The following is an 18361-nucleotide window of genomic DNA, read 5'->3' on the forward strand; positions in this document are numbered from 1 at the left end:
TCCTTCCCCAAATCAGGCATAAAAGAAGCCCGGATTTCTCCGAGCATAAAGAAAGCACCGATTATTTCTAACCGATGCTATGTATTGAACTTATGTTTTCTGTCTGCTAATAAATTATTTCCCGAATACTCCCTTCAATCGGAATCGCATCATGAATATTGAACAAAACCACATTTTTTCCAACAACCTTATCTGTCCGGGTACATGGGTAAATAATTCCAGTCACTCCCCTGCTTTCCAGATATTCCGATAAAATGTGAAATGACCTATATGCCTCCTCCTTCTTATCATCATCTTTTTCATCTACTTTTTTATATATACAGTTACATACCATTTTAAGGTATTGCTTTGTAACGGCATCTGCTATAATCTGATGATCTACCATGCTTTCTGATTTCTGCTTTATTGCCTGTTTTAGTTCCCTCCCATTCTTCCTATACCTCTCGACCTTCTTAGGGTCAGATATGATTTCTGAAAAAATCACCTTCTCCAGACCATGCTTATAATTATCCAGTTTTCTCCTGAATGCACCTAAATCAATATCATTATAAGACAAGTCTAAGATGTTTCCCTCTTTCGCCTTTTCAAACAGGCAGAAAGAATACTTTTCACCTTTCTTGGCGCGGAACTCTTCTAAACACACATACTCACTAATGGAAAGCTCCGCATTATATTCCTGCAAACTTTCTGCAAATGATAAATAGAGATATGTTCTCCCCGGTGGGTTCCATCGGTTCTGCGCTTTGTTCGGCCACGGAATAAACCTGTCTGTATCATGCCCCCACCCGTCAACCACTCTGCATAATATATCTGATTTTTGTAATGGGCGAAAAAATTCTTCTTTCCGCAATTCAATGGACTGTGTAAACACCTCACCAAATGTCTCTAAAAATGTTCTAGAACCATCGCTGGATGCATTTATATTTTTCCATTTCTCATCTATGATTACCTTTGCATTTTCAAGCAGAATATCATCTATCAATTTCTCATAATATCCCGCATCCAGCTTGGGGTTAATAAAAATATTATATTTCCCCAACGTATGTGTATAATCCAGTACAGTATCTACCGTACAATCCGCTTTGTCTGGATACGTTTCTTCCAATGAGTCATTTAAAGATTTTAATATCCTTGCCAATACATAATCATTCCCGTCTTTCCATATATCCCGCCTAATCCTTTTACTTAAAAACCGCAGTTCTGTTTTATATCTGTCACAAATGTTTTCCAAGCGTTCCAATTCAAATAACACCCTGTCCGAATAATCCACAGCACCATACCTTCCCTCTTAAAAATATTGAACAATCAACCGCTTTCCAGTATATAATAAAGCGGCTGATTATTCAATAAAGTGCTGTGTTCCGCTAAAAAAATGTGGAACTTAAAAGGCATCCATCGCGGCCTGATCGCCAAGTACAGCGTAGGAATAGGTATCATTCATACTTTCACAATACATATCATTGATTAATCCTATTGAAAGCAGTTCCAAGTCTGCCATCGAAAGCCCTAGCTGCACACACCGCAGAAGGAACAGCGGCGTGGTCATTTCCCGCTCAGTTGGGCGAAGTTTTTTTTAGCCTCCACATCCGTCTGCACGTTCAGTCCCCACAGTTCTATAAGCTGCGGCAGAACCTGGTATATTGAAAAGGTGTTGAATCCGTCCAGCCACTCATCCACTTCATTTGGTATCTGCGGGTCTGCGTGCTTCGCCATCGTGTAGGCGATATTCTCGAACATCTCCAATGAAAATAGATCGAGGTTGGAGTTTTCCTCATCCCCCTCACCGATGCTCTTTTCCAGAATCCGCAAATCCTTATAAATGTCTCTCTGAAATTTCAGTCTGTAAATACGCGGAATTGCCGCCGATGCCTTGAACAACACATCCTGCCCGTCTATCTCTATCTTCCTGACAATGCTCATATCCTTTCAGCCTCCTTCATCCCTGTCCTTCTGTCTCCGCATCCACCGCTTTGGGTTCCGGCAGATATACGCTCTTATACCAGTTGGCATAAGTCTCCGCAGATGTCTTATTTCCTGTCTTGGCTTTCACATAGCCGCTTGCCAGCGGCCTTGCCTTGATGGTCAGCGTCTCCGTCTGCACCTCCCGGCTCTCCTCATTGGTCTTGCCCTCGATCTTGGGGCGGCTTGCGGAACAGTTATACAGCACATGGCGGATTTTGCGGATGTCGCCGTCAAACTCAAAGAGCAGCGCAAAGGCCGCAGTCTCGGAATGGGCGTTCTCCACCAATACCTCATTACTGTCCGCTTCCTCTTTCAGCACGTCCGTGCGGAAACTTTCAGGAATGAGGGCAAGTTCCAGATCCCCATCATAGCCCATGTTGTTGGCTATGATGTAATACTCGATGCCGTCCGCATAGAACGATTCCGGCTCCCCGTTGGGGTCCAGGGCGATGGAAACCGCGCCGGGCATTGCCACCGGGTTCTCGAATCCGATCTCCCCATTCTCCTGTGTTTTCTGCAAAGCATAGTGGCAGTTGCAGATATTGAATTTCACTTTATTGTTGTTCTTCATTTCAGACCTCCGTTTCATACAAGACTTCGTACAATTTTTCCGATTCAATCCACGTCTCGCTCTTGCCATAGAAAATACCGTACTTTAACAGAACAGCCTCTATGGTTTCCTCCAGATCGGGATTTTTCAGATCGGTGTACAGTTCAATGTCTAGCTGGTTGATTTTGAAATACGTGATCCCGTCCGCTGCGAAATTAGCAGCTTTGGGATATAAAAATACCAGGAAAGGCGGCTCCGGGGATTCGCCCTCGACAAAGTGGTCATAGGCAAAGGGCAGCCCCATTTCCTCCATCATCTTCAATACATCATCGTGCTTCATCCTTCCAGCCCCCTTCTGATGCCTTCCTCCAGTTCCCGGATGCCCGCCTGTTCCGCAGGGGCGATGTGGGGGAATGCCCGGACACGCCCGCCGCCACGCTTGGCATGGCCTTTCTCCAATAAATGGGTGAGCTGGTAACGCTTTTTGTTATGCACCACCAGTTCTAGTGCATTGGCGGTCTCTTTCTGCTTTTTCACAGCCCATCCCTTTTTGTACTGCCCTGTCCGAACCGGGGCGTTTGCTTTCACTTCCGATTTCACCGTGTTCCCGGCTTTAGTCACACAGTCCTTCATCACGTCCGTGGCAAGCCCGGCATATTCAATGAGGCCGTCCATGACCGCCTCCGCCATCTGCCCGATGGATACTTTCTTTTCAGACATTTTTACCTCTTTTCCAAAGGGAGAATTTATTCAGCCTCCCCTTTTTTCCAAAACCGCCCGCAACTTTATGGTTTTATTCTGATATTTCACGTTGTCGATAAATGTGATGTTATACACCTGCCCCCGGAACAGAATACGGAAATGCTCCGTGTCAATGGCGGCGGCTTCGCTGCAATAACGGATAAGGAAAAACACTTCTTTCTCCGCATTAAGCTGCGCCGCCTCCCAATACTCCTTCCCGGAAAGGTTGTTCACATAGGCGTGGCAGGTGTAATAATCCTGCCATGCCAGCACATGGTTCCCGGCTCTGTCATTGCCCGCCACGCTCTTCTGAATAATGATCTTATCCTTCCATTCCCCAAGCGCCATCAGAACACCTCTTTCCGTATGCCGAATAAAAAGGCGCGCAGCGTCTGAACTAATTCCCCGTGGTCTGCCTGCTCCCGGTGTTCATACAGATAGGCGGCGGCATAGAGGACGGCAATCCGCGCCATCGGAAGATGCGCTTCCAGTTCTGCTATCTCCATCCGTGCCACATCTGCACACAGATTTTCCCCGGTCTCGATCAATCCCAAAATAAAGGAATCTTCATCACTGCTGTCAACACGGAGATACTGTTTCGTCTCCTCCAATGTCAGGACTGCCATCCATGCCGCCTCCCTTCTTATGATCCCGATGATGCAGAAGATTTCACTTTCATGGTCTTTACCGCTTCGGCAAGGATCAGCTTGCCGTCCACACGCTGTGAAGCGAGGAATCCCACCTGCCCGGTTGCCGCAAACAGTTCATTCAGACGCTTGAAGGAGCGCCCCTGCCTGTCAGCAATCCAGTAATAGGAAAAGTCTCCAAATGCCATCACCTTGCTGCCCGCCGCCACTTCCGGCACATAGGAGGAAGTGTGGTAAGGGCGGTTTAAAATCATGTCCGGCACGCCCGCCTGCACGGAAGGCTGCCAGATATAATTCCCGTTGTTATCTTTCAGTTTCCGCAGGGCCTTCACCGTGGTGTCATTCAGCAGCCACACAGCCTTTTTGCGGTAAGGCGCTTTCAGGGAATAGAATAAATCCATTACGTCATCAAAGGTGATATTCGCCGTGGCGGTGGTCACGCCATCGGAAGCGCCGCCCGTGGCATTTAAAATACCAGTCGGCTTGCCCTTGCCGTCCCCAATGAAAAAGGCTTCCTCCTCCTTGGTGCCGATCCTGCGCCCGAACTCCTTGGAGATGTAAGCCTCTAAGTTGAATACATTGTCATTCAGTAACTCATCCGATACCTTGATCATGGTCGCCACCTTGAAAGCGCCGATGGAGACCTGACCGAAGGAATCATCCGATTCCGGGTACGCCCCTTCCTCGTCAATCCATGACGCCTCGCCTTTGGATGCCACCACGGGAATCTTCCTGTCGCCGCTGGAGGTCTGGATCACTGTGGCAAGTCCCCGGAAACAGTTCTCTTCCTCCAGCGCCTCCACCAGCGTATGCTCGAATTCGTCCGGCACAAGGTAGCCGCCCTCGGAATCCGTGCCCACCTGCAGGGCGTTCTCCACATCGAAGAAATTCTTCCGGCGCATGGCGTTCCAGAACGTCCTCCTGTAATTGTCAGTCGCCCTGCCCGTTTTTTCCTCCCCATCGGGATGGTTATTGGGCTTGTTGGTGATGGGCTCGGAGGTGGGCTTATTCAGCTCCGCGTCAATGGCGGCCTGCCGCTCCAGGCGCTCGATCTCCTTCCCAAGATCGACTACCTCTTTCTCCATCTTCTCATAGGCGGCGGTGTCCTCTGCGGAAAGCAGCCCGTCCTCGCCGCGCTTGCTGTCGAGGAACTTCTTTGCCGCCTCCCATGCCTTTGCCCGTTTCTCCCTCAGTTCTAAAATCCTGCTCATAACATTTCCCTCCATAAAATTTAATGTGTTAATAGGTTCAATCTCTTTTCTAACTGCTCTATGGGTACCTTTGCCTCCGGCTTTTTCGGAATCAGTTTTGTAAGCAGGGAATTGGTCACCGCTGTCCGGGAGAACATCAGCCCTTCCAGTTCTTCCTCCCCATCCCCTTCTTCTGTATCTTCCTTCCCGTGCAGGATGCCGTCCGCAAAGCCAAGCTCCACGGCCTTCTTCGCGTTAAACCAGCTTTCCGCATCCATGAGGTGGGATATCTTCTTACGGTCCATCCCGGTCTTGATCTCATAAGCGTTCATGATGCTTTCCTTCACTTCATTTAACATCTCCCCCGCTTTCTGCATTTCTTTGGAATCCCCGATTGCTACTGTAATCGGATTGTGGATCATCATTAAACTGAGCGGGGACATCAGCACCGTGGTACCCGCCATAGCGATGACGGAGGCTGCGGATGCCGCCAGTGCGTCCACCTTCACGGTCACATCGCCTTTGTACTCCATGAGCATGTTGTAAATCTGTGCCGCGGCGTACACATCGCCGCCAGGTGAATTGATCCACACGGTGATGTTACCGCTCCCGGCATTCAGCTCCTTTGCGAACAGGGCGGGCGTCACTTCATCCCCGTACCACGTCTCATCCGAAATCTCACCGTTCAGCACGAGGGTGCGCTCTTCCTCCCCTCCCGCGTCATTTTTGATCCAGTTCCAGAACTTCCTTTTCATTCCTGCTAACCTCGCTTTCTGCATAGAAAAAACAGGCAGAACATACCCGCCTGTTTCTATATCTTTATTCCTTCTGTGACTCCCCCGGAATTCTCCCGAAAAGTCCTGCGTCCTTTAATCGGCATAGGTTCCCGTTGGTGAGAAAAAATTCCCCACCCTCTTCCACGGGTATCAAATCCATGCTTTCCAGCCGCCGTATATCATTGGGGCACATGAACCCGTTCTGGATGCCGATGGAATAACCTTTCATCCTGCTTTCATAATCACCACGGAGCAGGCCGTCCACGTTCATTTTCACAAAATATTCTTTTTTCTCCTGCGGGAGAAATAATGCCCTCTGTATGGACTGCTCCCACCGGATCACCCACGGGTCTAAAGTATATTTCACGAATTCCAAAGACTGCTGCTCAATATTGGAAAAGCTGCTCTTGTCAAGGTCGCCCACCATGTGGGGCGGGATGCGGTACAGCCTTGCAATCTCGTCTATCTGGAACTTCCGCGTCTCTAAAAACTGTGCTTCCTCCGGGGGAATCCCGATCTGCTGGTACTTCATGCCCTCCTCCAAAACGGCGACCTTCCCGGCATTCTTAGAGCCGCCGTAAACGGAATGCCAGCTCTCCCTTATCTTCGCCGGGTCTTTCAGTACCCCCGGATGCTCCAGCACCCCGCCCGGTGTCGCCCCGTTCTCGAAAAAGGACGCGCCGTATTCCTCGCACGCCAGCGTCATGCCCACCGCGTTCTTTGCCATAGCGATGGGCGAATACCCCACCAGCCCGTCAAAGCCAAGGCCGGGGATATGCAGCACATCCTCCGGCTTCAACCTCACGCGCCCGTATTCGGAAAAGTTGGGGTTCTCGTCCGTGTTCCGGGTGTAAGTGTAGAAAAGCCGCCCATGCTCATCCCGGTCAACCTCCATCTTGTCCGGGAGCAATGGGTACAAAGATAATACTCTGCCGTTCCCGTCACGGATGACCTGTGCGTAGGCATTACCCCATATCAATAAATGGCTCATCAGCGTCTCCCGGAACACGAAGGAAGTCATCTCCGGGTTCGGCTCGTCATGGAGAAGATAATATAATGGGTGGTCATACACCCGCTCCTTCCCGGTATCCGTATAGCGGTACACATGGATGGGGAGCGATGCCACCGCCTCCGCCAGTATCCGCACACAGGAATAGACCGCCGTGGTCTGCATGGCGGTACGCTCATTCACATTTTTCCCGCTGGTGCTTCTCCCAAAGAAAAAGGAATAAGCCTGACCGCCGTAGCTGTCCTTTGGCTTATCCCTTGCGCCCCTTGTTCCAAAAATGGATGGTAGTTTCATAGGCACCTCCCTGTATCTGTCAAATCGTCAGAATCCCTCTTTCATCGTACACACTTCCCGTGCTGATGCCACCGTTCCGTATCGCACGGTCAAGCCCCATAATCGTGGCTACAGCGCCGTCTATCTTCTCCGTTGACTTCTCCTTGTCCGGCTTGATGTTCCCCGCCGGGTCTGTGCGGACGAAGATGTTATCCATCATCCACCGCAGGACGGGATGCCCGCCGTGGGCGATGTTCTTCTCCAGCACCAGCTCCATCAGCCGCTTGGTGGGCGGCGACATATCCTTAAAGCCCTGCCCGAAGGGAACGACTGTAAATCCAAGCCCCTCAAGGTTCTGCACCATCTGCACCGCTCCCCACCTGTCGAAAGCTATTTCTTTAATGTGAAATTTCTTTCCGAGGTTATCAATGAAATTCTCAATAAATCCATAGTGGATCACATTGCCCTCCGTGGTCTGCAAAAATCCCTGTTTCTCCCACACGTCATAAGGCACATGGTCCCGCCGCACCCGCAGGCGCATATTTTCTTCCGGTATCCAGAAGTACGGAAGTAAAATATATTTTTCCGTATCATTTCTCGGAGGAAATACCAAAACAAAAGCGGTGATGTCAATGGAACTTGACAGGTCAAGCCCGCCGTAACACTCCCGCCCCAGCACCTCCCGCTCGTCCACGGGAAAGGCGCAGGCATCCCATTTCTCCATCTGCATCCACCTTGTGGACTGCTTCACCCACTGGTTCAGACGGAGCTGCCGGAAGATGTTTTCCTCCGCCGGATTGTCCCTCGCGCTCAGATACGCATTCCGCACTTTCTCGATGTCAATGGTATGCCCCAGCGAGGGGTTCGCTTTCCTCCACACATCCTCTGATGACCAGTCCGCATCATCGGATGCGCCGTAGATAACGGGATAGAAGGTGGGGTCTATCTTCCTGCCCTGCAGGATGTCCTCCGCCTTCTGGTGCTGCTCGAAACAGACGGAATGGCGGTCTGTTCCGGCTGTAGTTATTAAAAAGAATAACGGCTGCGTCCTGGCATCGCCGGAGCCTTTGGTCATGACATCGAACAGTTCCCGGTTCGGCTGGCTGTGCAGCTCGTCAAAAATGACTGCGTGGACGTTCAGCCCATGCTTGGTGTAGGCTTCCGCGGAAAGCACTTGATAAAAACTGTTCGTTGGCTTATACACCAGCCGCTTTACTGACATAACGGGCTTGATGCGTTTCTTTAATGCCGGACACTGCTCCACCATATCCACCGCCACGTCAAAGACGATGGATGCCTGCTGGCGGTCAGAGGCACAGCCGTAAACCTCTGCGCCCCACTCATTATCACCGCAGGTCATGTACAGAGCCACGCCCGCCGCCAGCTCCGATTTCCCGTTTTTCTTTGGGATTTCCACATAGGCAGTGTTGTACTGCCTGTAACCGTTCTCCTTCACCGTGCCGAACACGTCCCGGATGACCGTCTCCTGCCACGGGAGCAGTTCAAAGGGCTGCCCCCGCCATTTCCCTTTGGTATGTTTCAGGCAGTTGATGAAATCTACCGTCCGTTTCGCCTTTCCCTCATCAAACACTATCCCCCGCCTCCCTTAAAGAGCAAAAGCTCCATTGCATCGCTTTCCTTGTCCTCGCCGCCCTCCGCCATGATGCGGCTCCGGGAGGAAGGGGTAAGGCCGAACTGCTCGCAGAAACGGTTCATGATCTTAAGGTAGGTCTGTGCGATGGACACCTGCGGGACCTGCTGCCAGTAGCCGGAGGGCGTCTTTACGATGGTGCCGTGCTGGGTGATGAATTCCTCCGCCTCTTTCCATCTGGCGTATGCCTGGCAGTACCCGGCAAATGCCGCCATGTCTATTTCCGTGAGGATGCCCAGCTTTTCCATCTGCCCCGCCATCCGCTTCCATTCTTTTTTCGCCTCGCCCTCCAGCCATGCCGGACAGCGGGGCGCTTTCTTCTCCGGCTTCGGCTCGCCCGTGTTAAGGCTCCGCTTGCCGGGGTTGCCCTCCAGTGCCTTTACCGCCGTGGGCTTTGGCTTCCTTCCGCTCTGCACTTTTGCCGCCTCCTTCCCCTTAAATTCACACAGCAGAAAAGGGCTCCCGGAGGAACCCTTTCTGCTGCTATGTATGTGCTTTTATCTGACCATTATCTTATGGCCCATGACTGTTTTTATCTCTTTTGCGGAAAAATTCCTCGCGTCGCTGTCCGCCCTCGGCTTTACGTTTGCAATGGCTTCCTCCGCGTCCTTCCCCACCGAAAGCATCTGCCTCGGTAACAAATCTGAAAATGTGTAGTTCCATTCGTAGTAATCCACCCTGTATAGTTTCATCCTCTTTCCCTCCTCTGCCTTTATCCCTGTTCCGGGAGCGCGTCCGCCGCTGCCCTCGCCGCTGTCAGTGCGTTCTCTTCATAAAAATATGGGTCAACGCTGCGGGAAACCTCCGCGCCGTTTTTTTCATGGACGCTGAATCCAAACCCAAGCGCCTCATCATCCCATTCTGTCTGCAAATCATATCCGTTGTAAATTTCCTTCATCGTGTTTTTCCCTCCTAGTTGTATTCCATGATCAGGATCGCCAACGCCGCTTTTGTTGCGTCATCCTCCGGCTCGCAGTCCCATCCCCTGTCGTAGCAGCAGGTGGTCTTCCCGTCTATCTTTATGGCCAGCTTGGAAATCCTCCCGCCGTCAATCCCGTACCTGCTTCCTTCCTCATAATGCTTTACCGTATAGCTGCAGGCTGTCATCCTTCCGTCCTGCGGTATCCCGATTACCCCTTTTCTTACCATCCTTTTTCCCTCCGTTTTCCTTTTGTTAGACACATGTTACCTCTGAACGAAGGTATTATCCACTAAATTCAGAGGCATAAATGTGACAAAGATAATGGCAGGAAATTGTGTACATTACAGTGGGCGGCATCCCTTCCCGGAAAGCCGCCCCGCTGTGTCATTCCTTGCCCGTAAGGATGAAATCCCAATAGGACTCCCTGTTTTCCTCGATAAAAAGCACCAGTTCGTAGAAATCCTTCTCAAATGCCGCCCGCTGCACCGCAGCCGTGTCACACATGTTGGTCGCCCCGCTGTCCCTGACTGCAAATATCTGATCTTTTATCTTCTCCGTCAGCATCCCTTTCCCTCCCGAAAATTTATGGCGGATTATGAGAACTCCACCATATGTAAAGTCTTGCACATGCGCTTATAATCCCCGCGCTTTAGTGCCTGCTTACTGCCATACCGCACCTTCCGGTTCAGATACTTCTTGTTCAGGGAAATGCCCCGGCGCAGCTCGCCCCTCATGCTGTAGGAGCCATTGCCCCTCTGCCAGCAGTTCCGCTTTTGGTGTGCATTTCCCGGTGATTTTTGCTGCATCGCCATATCAGTCATCTCCTCCCATAATTCCCCTTTATTCCAGATAGTCGGTAAAGGTGATCTCCCGTTCCGCCACCTCGCGCATCAGCCCCTCTGCCCTGCGGCATTCCTCTGCAAGCGCACCGACCAGCCGCGCCGTCATCCACCTGTCCTTCCTTCCACGGACGGCGGCCTCAACCCGGAGCGCCACCTTTTTCCCGCCTTTGAGGGCATCCCTGAGACCGGCGCACTGGACGCACCTTAGATCCAGCAGGTGTTCCCTGCCCTCCCAATCGATCTTCGCAGGCACGCCCTCCATCGTCCGGTACCCGTGCTTTTCCATGATGGCCTTTACCTGCCTCTCCGCTTCTGCCCATTCCATGCCGCTCCCTCCTCAGCTTTCATCACATGATCCTCTCCGAAAACCACCGCCAGGGTGCTGCCATTCTCCCAATCCACATGGATGGAGCCGGAATCGTCCACCCCCGTCACCACCCCTTTCAGTCCGGGCGGCATCTCCCTGTAGGGGTCATCCATCCTTACCAGCTCCACCCGGCAGCCCCGCGGGTATTCCGCCCGCAGGGCCTCCAGCTCCTCCTTCCTGATGTCAAGCCTCATCCTGCACACCCCCGTTCCCCCGCAGGGAGGCAAGCGCCGCCTCACGGCTGCGGAACATCCTGCCTATGGATACGCGGTAGAAATTCTGCGCCCTGTCATAAAGTTCAAAATACCTGCCGTCATACCCCCGCACGGTGTACTGGTTTGTCAGCCCCTTTTTCTTATGGGTCAGCAGGAAGCAGGTGTCGCCTGTCCGCCAGCCGCCCGGAAGCGCCCTGTCCGGCCTGCATTCCCTGCAGGCGGTTTCCAGCGTCTCCATCGGGAACCCGAATTTCTCATAGGCGCGTTCCAGCACTCCGTAGTAAGCGCCGCCGGGTTCGCCCAGCCGCCTCCGCTCGTCCATGATGTAAACCATCGCCGTCACTTCCTGCCCGTCAAGGCGCACCGTCAGGTCCTTTTTGTAGTAAAAGGAAGGGAATCCCTCGTAGCGGTCAAGGCTTGCCTCGTCCGCCTCCCCGATCTCCCAGACCAGCGCCGGCACCCTGCCGCCCTCCTGCGGCTCTATGGTGGCGTATGCCCCCGTCAGCGAGCCTTTGAACAGCAGGCGGTAACCTTCCACCTCCGCCTGCCCCAAAAGCCGCGCTGTGGGGCACCTGTAGGCCATCTGCCCCTCGTCCATGTTGCTGCCGTAAGCAATGTACAGTTTCTTCATAATCCATCATCCTTTCGCTTTTTAGTGAGGCTGCCCTCCTACTGCCTTAAGGGCGGTTTCCCGCCCGTTATGGCCTTCAAGCCGCGTTCCGCCATGCGGAGTTGCCTTCGAGGTGTTTCAGGAAGTGGAGCCTGCAGGTCTTGAACTCGTCCCCGCTAAGCCCAAGCCGGAGCATCCAGCACCGGAATGCGTATTTTTCGTTGTCGGTCACAGTCTTTCTTGCGGAGGCTTTTTTCTGCGTCAGCGCCTGGTGGCTCACCGCAAGGCTGAACTGTATGTATGCCTTGATCTCGCCCGCGTGGGTGGTGCTGTTGAAAAGCCGGAACTCAACCGTGCCTTTGGTGAAGGTCGAGTGTAAATTCAGCCCGTGGTACCTTGTATCGTTGTAATGCTCGTCCCTGCCCCTTGTGGAGCCTGCGTACCAGATGTCCTTTAAGGCTTCCATCGTCTGCGGCTTTCTGCGGTTGATGGCCTCGATCAGCTTTTCGTTGGTCTTCTGGCACCACCGCAGCCTTGCGGGGTCGATCCGGAGGGCTTTGTAAAGGATGTCCTCCTTGCTCGCTATGATGTTCACAAGGTTCCGCAGGGTCTGCGGCGTGTAGCGGCTGGCGTCCACATGGATGTGGATGCCGCACTGGCCGTTTACAAAAGCCCCTTTGTGTCTTAGCTGCCTTACGATCTCCTGCAGATCCGGCAGGTCTTCGTAGGTAAGGATGGGGCTGACGATCTCGCATTTGTAGGTGTCGTTTGCGCCTACCGTGCGCCCGCCGCTCTTTTTCTGTGCAATGATGCTGGAGTCGTAGGTGGCTTTCCATGTCCTGCCCTGCCTGTCCTTTGCCCCGTAGGTCTTGTAGTAGGTGCCGATGTAAAAGCTCTCTGTGCCGAAATATTCTGCGATGGCCTCTGCTGCCTTTTCCCTTGTAATCCCTGTCATTTCAATCTCGATCCCGAATCTCTGTGTCCTCATGTGCGTTTCCTCCTTGCGCTTGCTTTTCTTTTGGTAGTCTATTAATCACTCTGAACGCACTATTTATCCACTTATTTCTGCTCATAATGTACACAAAGATTTCGGGGGAAAAGGCTGCAAATTTGTGTGTTTTACAGCCTTTTCTGCTGTGCTTTTCCGGGTATCTTCTATGGTATAAATACGGGCGGCGGTTTACTCCATTCCCTTTTCAAAACTCTGGTTCACCTGCTCTATAAGGACCGCGTCCGCCTCCGTCCCCGCAAGCTCCGCCTCCGGCTGCCCTGCGGCTTCCACCGCCGCCTGCAGCCTTGCCGCCTCCCGCTCGTTCCGGCGGGCTTCCTGCCACCTCTGTTTGTTTTCCTCGGTGCGGAAAGCGGAATGCCCTTTCAGGTTCTTAAGCAGGAGGTTCCTGACCTCTTTCCCCTCCGCGCCGCCGAAGCCCAGGCGCAGGAGCCATATCCTCATGTAGTATTTCTCGTTTTCCTCGATGGTCTCATCCGGCCTGATGCGTTTCTGCTCCTTTGCCTGCTGCGCCATCGCCGCTGTAAGGTGCGTGAATGCCCGTATCATGTCGGGGTCGTTGACGGCGGGGAGGGTGAATGCCGCTTTCCCGTCCGGGAAGCTGATGCCTCTGCATCCTTCCGCGTGGCTCTGGAATGTCTGCAGGAAAGTTTCCGCATCGGGAATCTCCGCGCTGCCGAGCGCCTCCACCAGTTCCGCAGGAATCCGGAAGACCTCCTCCGCAAATGCCCTGTTGATAAGGTACTGCTTGCTGTGGATGAGGTAAATAAGGTTCTTAAGCCCCTCCGCCGTCATTCCCTCCACCGGGAGGCTGACCGTTGTTTCCTCAATCTCCGTCTGCGGTGTGTCGATAAGGCCCTGCTCCAGAAGCCCCGCCCTTACCATCTCCGCTGTTTTCTCATCCCCGGTCTCCACTGCGCCGCCCCTGTCGATGGTGCAGTTCCCGATCTGGTAGCTGCAGGTCGGCACCCCAAGGTACCGGGAAGGCTGCCCTAAAATGGCGCTGACCGCCTTTACCACATCTTTCCTGTTTGCTGCATTCGTTTCAATCCTCATCCTTTTTTCCTCCGTTTTTAAGCCCTCCGGCTTTGTTTTCCCTTTCGGTACTACATTAATCACTCTGAACGGGGATAAAAGCAACTGAAATGTCGGAATAAATGTCACAATAAAAATTCCGGGAACTGTGCATAGTACACAATGCCGCAAAGCACGAAATATACATTGGGCAGGGCGCAGCCATTCCCCCACATACGGTACTCCGCCGAATCGGAATGGGGGTCTTCCAGCCATTTGCGTATCTGGCTGTCAGACTTCGGTTTACTGGAGGTGCCTATAACTTTACGGTGGGTCTCGAACACCTCCCGCCAGAATATCATTTCTTCCTTCGTGGGATTCTCCGTACCCAGCCCGTCACACCACCAGTCCGGGAACCCCTGCAGCCTCGCGCATTCCGTAGGAGTCAGCCTGCGGACGATATAGTCCGGCTCTACGATATGATAATCGCCGCTGAACGCTTCCTGGTTGCCGAGCCACTGCTTGGAGCCCATGCTTGCGGAAAGTGTGCCGAATATCTCTTTGCCGGATGCGGTCTGCACGTCATTGATGACGGGCGGGTCCTTATAATCCGTAGCCACCAGCGTGTTTGCCAGTTCCTTTTCCGCCCGCGTGAAATGGGAATTCTTGCTCGTGCAGTAGGTGGGGTATGCCACCGCATGGCGGTCTGCCCCTGTCAGGCTGAAGCACACATCCTCATTCACGCCGCTGCCCTGCGGCCCGTTCTTATCATCCCGCCCGATCATGGAGCCCTGCACCGCCACCACGGCAATGCCGCCCTGGTTGCAGGATGGATTCCCGCCGTTGGCGTCAAGCGTCCGGGATGTGTCCGCCTCATAGAATCCGCTGTGGGGATTGCCGGATTTCATGGCATTGCTCTCTTTGGAGCAGATGCCGTATGCCTGCACCACAAGTTCATTGCAGCGGCTTTCCCCGATATCAAATGTGTTGAGAGTGTTTGCCACTTTCCCGTCCTTCCAGGTCGGCGCTTCCTCTGCGGAATGCGGGCGCGTCCCTTTGCAGAAAGGCACAAAGAGGGTCTGGTCATTGCTGCAGGAAAGCGTTGCTGATTTATCATCCTGTATCAGCGCACCTTTTCCGCCGCCCTCACATCCAGAGCGGATTTTCAGCGTCTTTGGCGTTTCCACCACAAAGGGCTGGTTGTTCCCGCCCATGCCGTAGGTGGCATTGACCGTGGGCGCGGTCTCCAAAGGCCCCGTGTATCTCGTATCCTGAGAGTGGTTTTCAAATACTGCCTGCTCCAGCACACACGGGGGATGGTGCGCCTCCGCCCTTAAGGTACACGTCACGTCATCGGTCACGTCCATACGGCTCCCGCCCTGGTCGTTTAAACAGACGCTGATGCTGCCTGTTTCTCCAAAGCCTTCCGCAGCACCTCCGGCAGTTCCTTGCCACGCACGGAAGCCCTGCGGAGTATACCCTGACACGCCCTCGGACTCAAATAATATCTTTCCGGCACACCCGCCTGCAAAATCTGCGACAAGGTAGATGCGTTTCCTACGTTGGGGGACGCCCCACAGGCAGGCATCGAATACCCGCCACGCGAGGGAAAACCCGTCTGCCATGACGCATCCGGCATTCGCCCATTTTCCCTTTGGAGGTCCAGGAACATGAATGCCCCCGTCTTTGACGGAGCAGACCGCTTCAAGCACTGCCCTGAAATCCTCCCCGCCGTTTGAGGAGAATGCCCCCGGCACGTTCTCCCATACGATGAATCTTGGGTATCTCCCATCTGTCGCACACCTCATTTCCTTTATGATCCGTATTGCCTGAAAAAATAAACTGGACTGCTTTCCGTCAAGCCCCGCCCGTTTGCCTGCAATCGACAGATTCTGGCAGTTATGGACTACGATTCCGTCAGCCACATAGCTGTTATCATCCTCAACGGTCAGATTATAGACCGTCTTAACTTCCCCTGTCGGTTCGGCGCTCCTCACCCTGTACCATGCGTGGGCTGCGTCTGTCAGGTGCGGCCTGCTGGCATTCCTGGAAAACACCACCATATAGCAGGGCTTCTGTGTGACTTTCCGCCCTTCAATCATCCTGTATTCACACGGCACAGTCCTGAACACAGTAGTCGAATACCCCTGGACTTCCCCAAGTATCCGCAGCCCTTCCGCCAGCTTTTTGCTGATGGTCGTCACCCTCCATTCATTCTCCTTCGGCCTGTACCCATCGCTGTCAAAGAGCCCGTCCAGTATTGCCTGCCTGTATTCTTCCGGCAGCGTATACACCCACGGCATTATATATTTTCCGCCGGCATATTTCCCGAAATTGTCCGTGAGCCAGTTACAAAGCACCTGCCCGCAGAACCTGAACTTGATTGCGGTCCTGCACCTTTCCACGCTGTACGAGGATGTGACCTTTTCCACTATGGAGCGGAGCTCATCTTCCTTATCGTAGGAATCGCAGAGGTAAATCTGCCCGCTGCACTGCCCCTCCGGCCTGCCGGGTCTCTGCCCGTCACGGACCCACCCGTCACCAAGCCATCTTCCCACAAAATAAAAAAAGTCCCCATCCATCAGGGGCATCGGCTTCTGCTTCCTGCTCCCCGAATAATGCGGACTTATCATCTGTGTTTTCTCAATCTTTCTTGGAACGCCCCACAGCCGGCCTTTCATATCCGCCGCTGGTATCCATGATTTTTCTTCCTCGATCCTTATCTTATTTTCAATTTTCGATTCACTGCTGCAATAAATAGGGTGGTTTTTAGTACATTCAAGCCCGTAATGGTTCCCCTTCAGGACTATGGTTTCAGCCTGTCTGGAACCGGCAGCCGTTACTTTCCTCCATCTACCTTTGTGCGTAAGCACACGCATCCCAACTTCTATCTGTTCTATTTCGGTATAGCCCTTGTCGGTAAGGACCAGCGTACCCGCAGGAAAACACGGGCTGCCAAATGTTATGATGTCCACGGGTTCCACTTCATCCCCGCGGATGCTGTTCACGTCACCATAATGTTTCACAAAAGGCAGCCGTTTTGTGGTCACCCGGATAGGAAAAGGCTCCACTTCCGCAGCAAATACCGGGCGGATTCCGGCAATCAGGCCGCCAAGCTCAAAAGCGCCGGAGCCGGAGAACAGGCTGCCCAGCGTCAGTTTCCCATTTTCATCCATCAGAGCCACCCCCGTCCAGATCGTCACAGGTGATGCCCGCCAGTTCCGTCAGCACATCCTCGCAGGATGCCACCGCCGCATCCCATCCGCGGCTGAATGATTCCGATGCGTCACACCCGCCAAGACCGTGTATCCTGCGGAAAATCTCAACCAATAATCCCCTGTCACTCATTGCCTGCCGCCTCCTTTTCCAGTTCCGAATAAGGGATTTTCACCCCGTCCCTCTCCACGGACACATTCTCCGCAGAGCCGGCCTGCTCGATATAGCGGTTCACGATTACATCCGCAAACTTCTCATCCAGCTCTATGGTGTAGCAGATGCGGTTCGTCTGCTCACAGGCGACCAGCGTGGAGCCGGAGCCGCCGAAGGGGTCCAATACAATGCAGTTGCTCATGCTCGAATTCTTGATGGGATATGCAATTAATCCCACTGGCTTTTGGGTCGGATGACTGTCACTTTTCTTCGGGCGGTCAAATTCCCATATGGTGGTCTGCTTCCTGTCGGAATACCAGTTGTGCTTCCCGCCCTTCTTCCATCCGAACAGGCACGGCTCATGCTGCCACTGGTAGGGGCTCCGTCCAAGAACAAGGCTCTGCTTCTTCCAGATGCAGCACCCGGAAAGGTAAAATCCCGCCGCCTTGAACGCTTTCCTGAAATTCAGCCCTTCCGTATCAGCGTGAAATACATAGATAGAGGCATCGCTCTCCATGTGCTGCTCCATGTTTACGAATGCTGCAAAAAGGAACTGATAAAATTCCTTATCCGGCATGTTGTCATTCATGATCTTCCCAGCAGTCCCCTCATAGTTCGCATTGTACGGCGGGTCTGTGACCACAAGGTTTGCTTTCGCCCCTGCCATCAGCACATCGTATGTCTCCGGCAGGGTGGAATCCCCCACCACCAGCCTGTGCCGGCCAAGCGTCCACACGTCACCCATCTTTGCCACGGCGGGTTTTTCCAGTTCCGCATCAATGTCGAAATCATCCTCGGTCACTTTCTTATCGTGGACGGAATTGAATAGCTGCTCGATCTCCGGCGGCTCAAAGCCGGTGAAGGACACATCAAAGTCCGAATCCTGCAGGTCGGCGATCAAATCCGCCAGCAGCTCCTTGTTCCATTCACCCGTGATCTTATTGAGGGCGATGTTCAGCGCCTTCTCCTTCTGCTTGTCAATGTCAATGACGATGCAGTCAATTTCCTCATATCCCAAATCCGTGAGGACTGTGGCTCTCTGATGTCCTGCCACAATGGTCATGTCTGAGTTGACGATCACCGGCTCCACATAACCGAACTCCGTGATGGAATTTTTTATCTTCTGGTATTCCTTATCGCCGGGTTTCAGCTTTTTCCTCGGATTGTAGGATGCCGGGATAAGGTCGGCAATCCTGATCTTCTTAAACTCCATT

25 protein-coding genes are annotated in these 18361 nt (G+C 53.1%); all 25 read right to left on the reverse strand.

What is annotated here, in order from left to right; translation table 11 throughout:
* Nucleotides 1–106 precede the first annotated feature (106 nt).
* The 25 genes from NSB25_RS10620 to NSB25_RS10740 all read right to left on the reverse strand — a co-directional run bounded on the left by NSB25_RS10620 (nucleotide 107) and on the right by NSB25_RS10740 (nucleotide 18360).
* Nucleotides 107–1270, reverse strand: coding sequence for a hypothetical protein (locus NSB25_RS10620; protein ID WP_103239373.1), 1164 nt, complete (start codon nucleotides 1268–1270; stop codon nucleotides 107–109).
* Between the two features lie 272 nt (nucleotides 1271–1542).
* Nucleotides 1543–1920, reverse strand: a complete 378-nt coding sequence (locus tag NSB25_RS10625; protein WP_016229187.1) for a hypothetical protein — start codon at nucleotides 1918–1920, stop codon at nucleotides 1543–1545.
* Nucleotides 1921–1936: 16 nt separating this feature from the next.
* Nucleotides 1937–2533, reverse strand: coding sequence for a major tail protein (locus NSB25_RS10630; protein ID WP_103239372.1), 597 nt, complete (start codon nucleotides 2531–2533; stop codon nucleotides 1937–1939).
* Nucleotide 2534: 1 nt separating this feature from the next.
* Nucleotides 2535–2852, reverse strand: coding sequence for a hypothetical protein (locus tag NSB25_RS10635; protein ID WP_016293603.1), 318 nt, complete (start codon nucleotides 2850–2852; stop codon nucleotides 2535–2537).
* Nucleotides 2849–3232: an HK97 gp10 family phage protein gene (locus tag NSB25_RS10640; protein WP_103239371.1), complete on the reverse strand. Its 384-nt coding sequence runs from the start codon at nucleotides 3230–3232 to the stop codon at nucleotides 2849–2851. The genes NSB25_RS10635 and NSB25_RS10640 overlap by 4 nt, the downstream gene beginning before the upstream one ends.
* Nucleotides 3233–3262: 30 nt before the next feature.
* A complete protein-coding gene (locus NSB25_RS10645) occupies nucleotides 3263–3601 on the reverse strand; it encodes a phage head closure protein (RefSeq protein WP_103239370.1) in 339 nt (112 codons plus the stop codon).
* A complete protein-coding gene (locus tag NSB25_RS10650; RefSeq protein ID WP_103239369.1) occupies nucleotides 3601–3879 on the reverse strand; it encodes a head-tail connector protein in 279 nt (92 codons plus the stop codon). The genes NSB25_RS10645 and NSB25_RS10650 overlap by 1 nt, the downstream gene beginning before the upstream one ends.
* 17 nt (nucleotides 3880–3896) lie before the next feature.
* Nucleotides 3897–5111, reverse strand: coding sequence for a phage major capsid protein (locus tag NSB25_RS10655; RefSeq protein WP_103239368.1), 1215 nt, complete (start codon nucleotides 5109–5111; stop codon nucleotides 3897–3899).
* A 20-nt stretch (nucleotides 5112–5131) separates the two neighbouring features.
* Nucleotides 5132–5845: a head maturation protease, ClpP-related gene (locus NSB25_RS10660; protein ID WP_103239367.1), complete on the reverse strand. Its 714-nt coding sequence runs from the start codon at nucleotides 5843–5845 to the stop codon at nucleotides 5132–5134.
* A gap of 64 nt (nucleotides 5846–5909) precedes the next feature.
* Entirely contained in the window at nucleotides 5910–7169 is a 1260-nt protein-coding gene (locus tag NSB25_RS10665) for a phage portal protein (RefSeq protein WP_103239366.1), read from the reverse strand.
* A gap of 19 nt (nucleotides 7170–7188) precedes the next feature.
* Entirely contained in the window at nucleotides 7189–8739 is a 1551-nt protein-coding gene (locus NSB25_RS10670) for a terminase large subunit (protein WP_103239365.1), read from the reverse strand.
* The gene (locus tag NSB25_RS10675) at nucleotides 8739–9215 is read right to left on the reverse strand and encodes a phage terminase small subunit P27 family (protein WP_103239364.1); all 477 of its coding nucleotides are present in this window, start codon (nucleotides 9213–9215) and stop codon (nucleotides 8739–8741) included. Before NSB25_RS10675 ends, NSB25_RS10670 begins: the two co-directional genes overlap by 1 nt.
* Before the next feature lie 81 nt (nucleotides 9216–9296).
* The gene (locus NSB25_RS10680; protein ID WP_016229198.1) at nucleotides 9297–9491 is read right to left on the reverse strand and encodes a hypothetical protein; all 195 of its coding nucleotides are present in this window, start codon (nucleotides 9489–9491) and stop codon (nucleotides 9297–9299) included.
* Nucleotides 9492–9511: 20 nt separating this feature from the next.
* Nucleotides 9512–9697 (reverse strand): hypothetical protein, encoded by a 186-nt coding sequence (locus tag NSB25_RS10685; protein WP_103239363.1) that lies wholly within the window; start codon nucleotides 9695–9697, stop codon nucleotides 9512–9514.
* Between the two features lie 14 nt (nucleotides 9698–9711).
* Nucleotides 9712–9948, reverse strand: a complete 237-nt coding sequence (locus tag NSB25_RS10690; RefSeq protein WP_016229200.1) for a DUF7678 domain-containing protein — start codon at nucleotides 9946–9948, stop codon at nucleotides 9712–9714.
* A 157-nt stretch (nucleotides 9949–10105) separates the two neighbouring features.
* On the reverse strand, nucleotides 10106–10285 hold the full coding sequence (locus NSB25_RS10695) for a DUF5049 domain-containing protein (RefSeq protein ID WP_103239362.1): 180 nt from the start codon (nucleotides 10283–10285) through the stop codon (nucleotides 10106–10108).
* A 29-nt stretch (nucleotides 10286–10314) separates the two neighbouring features.
* On the reverse strand, nucleotides 10315–10533 hold the full coding sequence (locus NSB25_RS10700) for a hypothetical protein (RefSeq protein WP_103239361.1): 219 nt from the start codon (nucleotides 10531–10533) through the stop codon (nucleotides 10315–10317).
* A 28-nt stretch (nucleotides 10534–10561) separates the two neighbouring features.
* Entirely contained in the window at nucleotides 10562–10888 is a 327-nt protein-coding gene (locus tag NSB25_RS10705; protein WP_103239360.1) for a hypothetical protein, read from the reverse strand.
* The gene (locus NSB25_RS10710) at nucleotides 10858–11124 is read right to left on the reverse strand and encodes a DUF4314 domain-containing protein (RefSeq protein WP_103239359.1); all 267 of its coding nucleotides are present in this window, start codon (nucleotides 11122–11124) and stop codon (nucleotides 10858–10860) included. Before NSB25_RS10710 ends, NSB25_RS10705 begins: the two co-directional genes overlap by 31 nt.
* Nucleotides 11114–11776 (reverse strand): gamma-glutamylcyclotransferase family protein, encoded by a 663-nt coding sequence (locus tag NSB25_RS10715; protein WP_103239358.1) that lies wholly within the window; start codon nucleotides 11774–11776, stop codon nucleotides 11114–11116. Before NSB25_RS10715 ends, NSB25_RS10710 begins: the two co-directional genes overlap by 11 nt.
* 76 nt (nucleotides 11777–11852) lie before the next feature.
* Nucleotides 11853–12743 (reverse strand): amidoligase family protein, encoded by an 891-nt coding sequence (locus tag NSB25_RS10720; protein WP_103239357.1) that lies wholly within the window; start codon nucleotides 12741–12743, stop codon nucleotides 11853–11855.
* 192 nt (nucleotides 12744–12935) lie between these two features.
* The gene (locus NSB25_RS10725) at nucleotides 12936–13820 is read right to left on the reverse strand and encodes a hypothetical protein (protein ID WP_103239356.1); all 885 of its coding nucleotides are present in this window, start codon (nucleotides 13818–13820) and stop codon (nucleotides 12936–12938) included.
* Between the two features lie 104 nt (nucleotides 13821–13924).
* Nucleotides 13925–16954 (reverse strand): DNA cytosine methyltransferase, encoded by a 3030-nt coding sequence (locus tag NSB25_RS10730; RefSeq protein WP_146040023.1) that lies wholly within the window; start codon nucleotides 16952–16954, stop codon nucleotides 13925–13927.
* The gene (locus NSB25_RS10735) at nucleotides 16947–17126 is read right to left on the reverse strand and encodes a hypothetical protein (RefSeq protein ID WP_103239355.1); all 180 of its coding nucleotides are present in this window, start codon (nucleotides 17124–17126) and stop codon (nucleotides 16947–16949) included. The genes NSB25_RS10730 and NSB25_RS10735 overlap by 8 nt, the downstream gene beginning before the upstream one ends.
* On the reverse strand, nucleotides 17119–18360 hold the full coding sequence (locus NSB25_RS10740; RefSeq protein ID WP_103239354.1) for a site-specific DNA-methyltransferase: 1242 nt from the start codon (nucleotides 18358–18360) through the stop codon (nucleotides 17119–17121). Before NSB25_RS10740 ends, NSB25_RS10735 begins: the two co-directional genes overlap by 8 nt.
* Nucleotide 18361: the final 1 nt, after the last annotated feature.

This window comes from Acetatifactor muris (assembly GCF_024623325.1).
Classification (GTDB): domain Bacteria; phylum Bacillota; class Clostridia; order Lachnospirales; family Lachnospiraceae; genus Acetatifactor; species Acetatifactor muris.

Coding starts and splice junctions, on each gene's coding strand:
- NSB25_RS10625 (WP_016229187.1), bottom strand. CDS start 1,920: ATGAGCATTGTCAGGAAGATAGAGATAGACGGGCAGGATGTGTTGTTC.
- NSB25_RS10630 (WP_103239372.1), bottom strand. CDS start 2,533: ATGAAGAACAACAATAAAGTGAAATTCAATATCTGCAACTGCCACTAT.
- NSB25_RS10635 (WP_016293603.1), bottom strand. CDS start 2,852: ATGAAGCACGATGATGTATTGAAGATGATGGAGGAAATGGGGCTGCCC.
- NSB25_RS10640 (WP_103239371.1), bottom strand. CDS start 3,232: ATGTCTGAAAAGAAAGTATCCATCGGGCAGATGGCGGAGGCGGTCATG.
- NSB25_RS10645 (WP_103239370.1), bottom strand. CDS start 3,601: ATGGCGCTTGGGGAATGGAAGGATAAGATCATTATTCAGAAGAGCGTG.
- NSB25_RS10650 (WP_103239369.1), bottom strand. CDS start 3,879: ATGGCAGTCCTGACATTGGAGGAGACGAAACAGTATCTCCGTGTTGAC.
- NSB25_RS10655 (WP_103239368.1), bottom strand. CDS start 5,111: ATGAGCAGGATTTTAGAACTGAGGGAGAAACGGGCAAAGGCATGGGAG.
- NSB25_RS10660 (WP_103239367.1), bottom strand. CDS start 5,845: ATGAAAAGGAAGTTCTGGAACTGGATCAAAAATGACGCGGGAGGGGAG.
- NSB25_RS10665 (WP_103239366.1), bottom strand. CDS start 7,169: ATGAAACTACCATCCATTTTTGGAACAAGGGGCGCAAGGGATAAGCCA.
- NSB25_RS10680 (WP_016229198.1), bottom strand. CDS start 9,491: ATGAAACTATACAGGGTGGATTACTACGAATGGAACTACACATTTTCA.
- NSB25_RS10685 (WP_103239363.1), bottom strand. CDS start 9,697: ATGAAGGAAATTTACAACGGATATGATTTGCAGACAGAATGGGATGAT.
- NSB25_RS10690 (WP_016229200.1), bottom strand. CDS start 9,948: ATGGTAAGAAAAGGGGTAATCGGGATACCGCAGGACGGAAGGATGACA.
- NSB25_RS10695 (WP_103239362.1), bottom strand. CDS start 10,285: ATGCTGACGGAGAAGATAAAAGATCAGATATTTGCAGTCAGGGACAGC.
- NSB25_RS10700 (WP_103239361.1), bottom strand. CDS start 10,533: ATGGCGATGCAGCAAAAATCACCGGGAAATGCACACCAAAAGCGGAAC.
- NSB25_RS10705 (WP_103239360.1), bottom strand. CDS start 10,888: ATGGAATGGGCAGAAGCGGAGAGGCAGGTAAAGGCCATCATGGAAAAG.
- NSB25_RS10710 (WP_103239359.1), bottom strand. CDS start 11,124: ATGAGGCTTGACATCAGGAAGGAGGAGCTGGAGGCCCTGCGGGCGGAA.
- NSB25_RS10715 (WP_103239358.1), bottom strand. CDS start 11,776: ATGAAGAAACTGTACATTGCTTACGGCAGCAACATGGACGAGGGGCAG.
- NSB25_RS10720 (WP_103239357.1), bottom strand. CDS start 12,743: ATGAGGACACAGAGATTCGGGATCGAGATTGAAATGACAGGGATTACA.
- NSB25_RS10725 (WP_103239356.1), bottom strand. CDS start 13,820: ATGAGGATTGAAACGAATGCAGCAAACAGGAAAGATGTGGTAAAGGCG.
- NSB25_RS10730 (WP_146040023.1), bottom strand. CDS start 16,954: ATGGATGAAAATGGGAAACTGACGCTGGGCAGCCTGTTCTCCGGCTCC.
- NSB25_RS10735 (WP_103239355.1), bottom strand. CDS start 17,126: ATGAGTGACAGGGGATTATTGGTTGAGATTTTCCGCAGGATACACGGT.
- NSB25_RS10740 (WP_103239354.1), bottom strand. CDS start 18,360: ATGGAGTTTAAGAAGATCAGGATTGCCGACCTTATCCCGGCATCCTAC.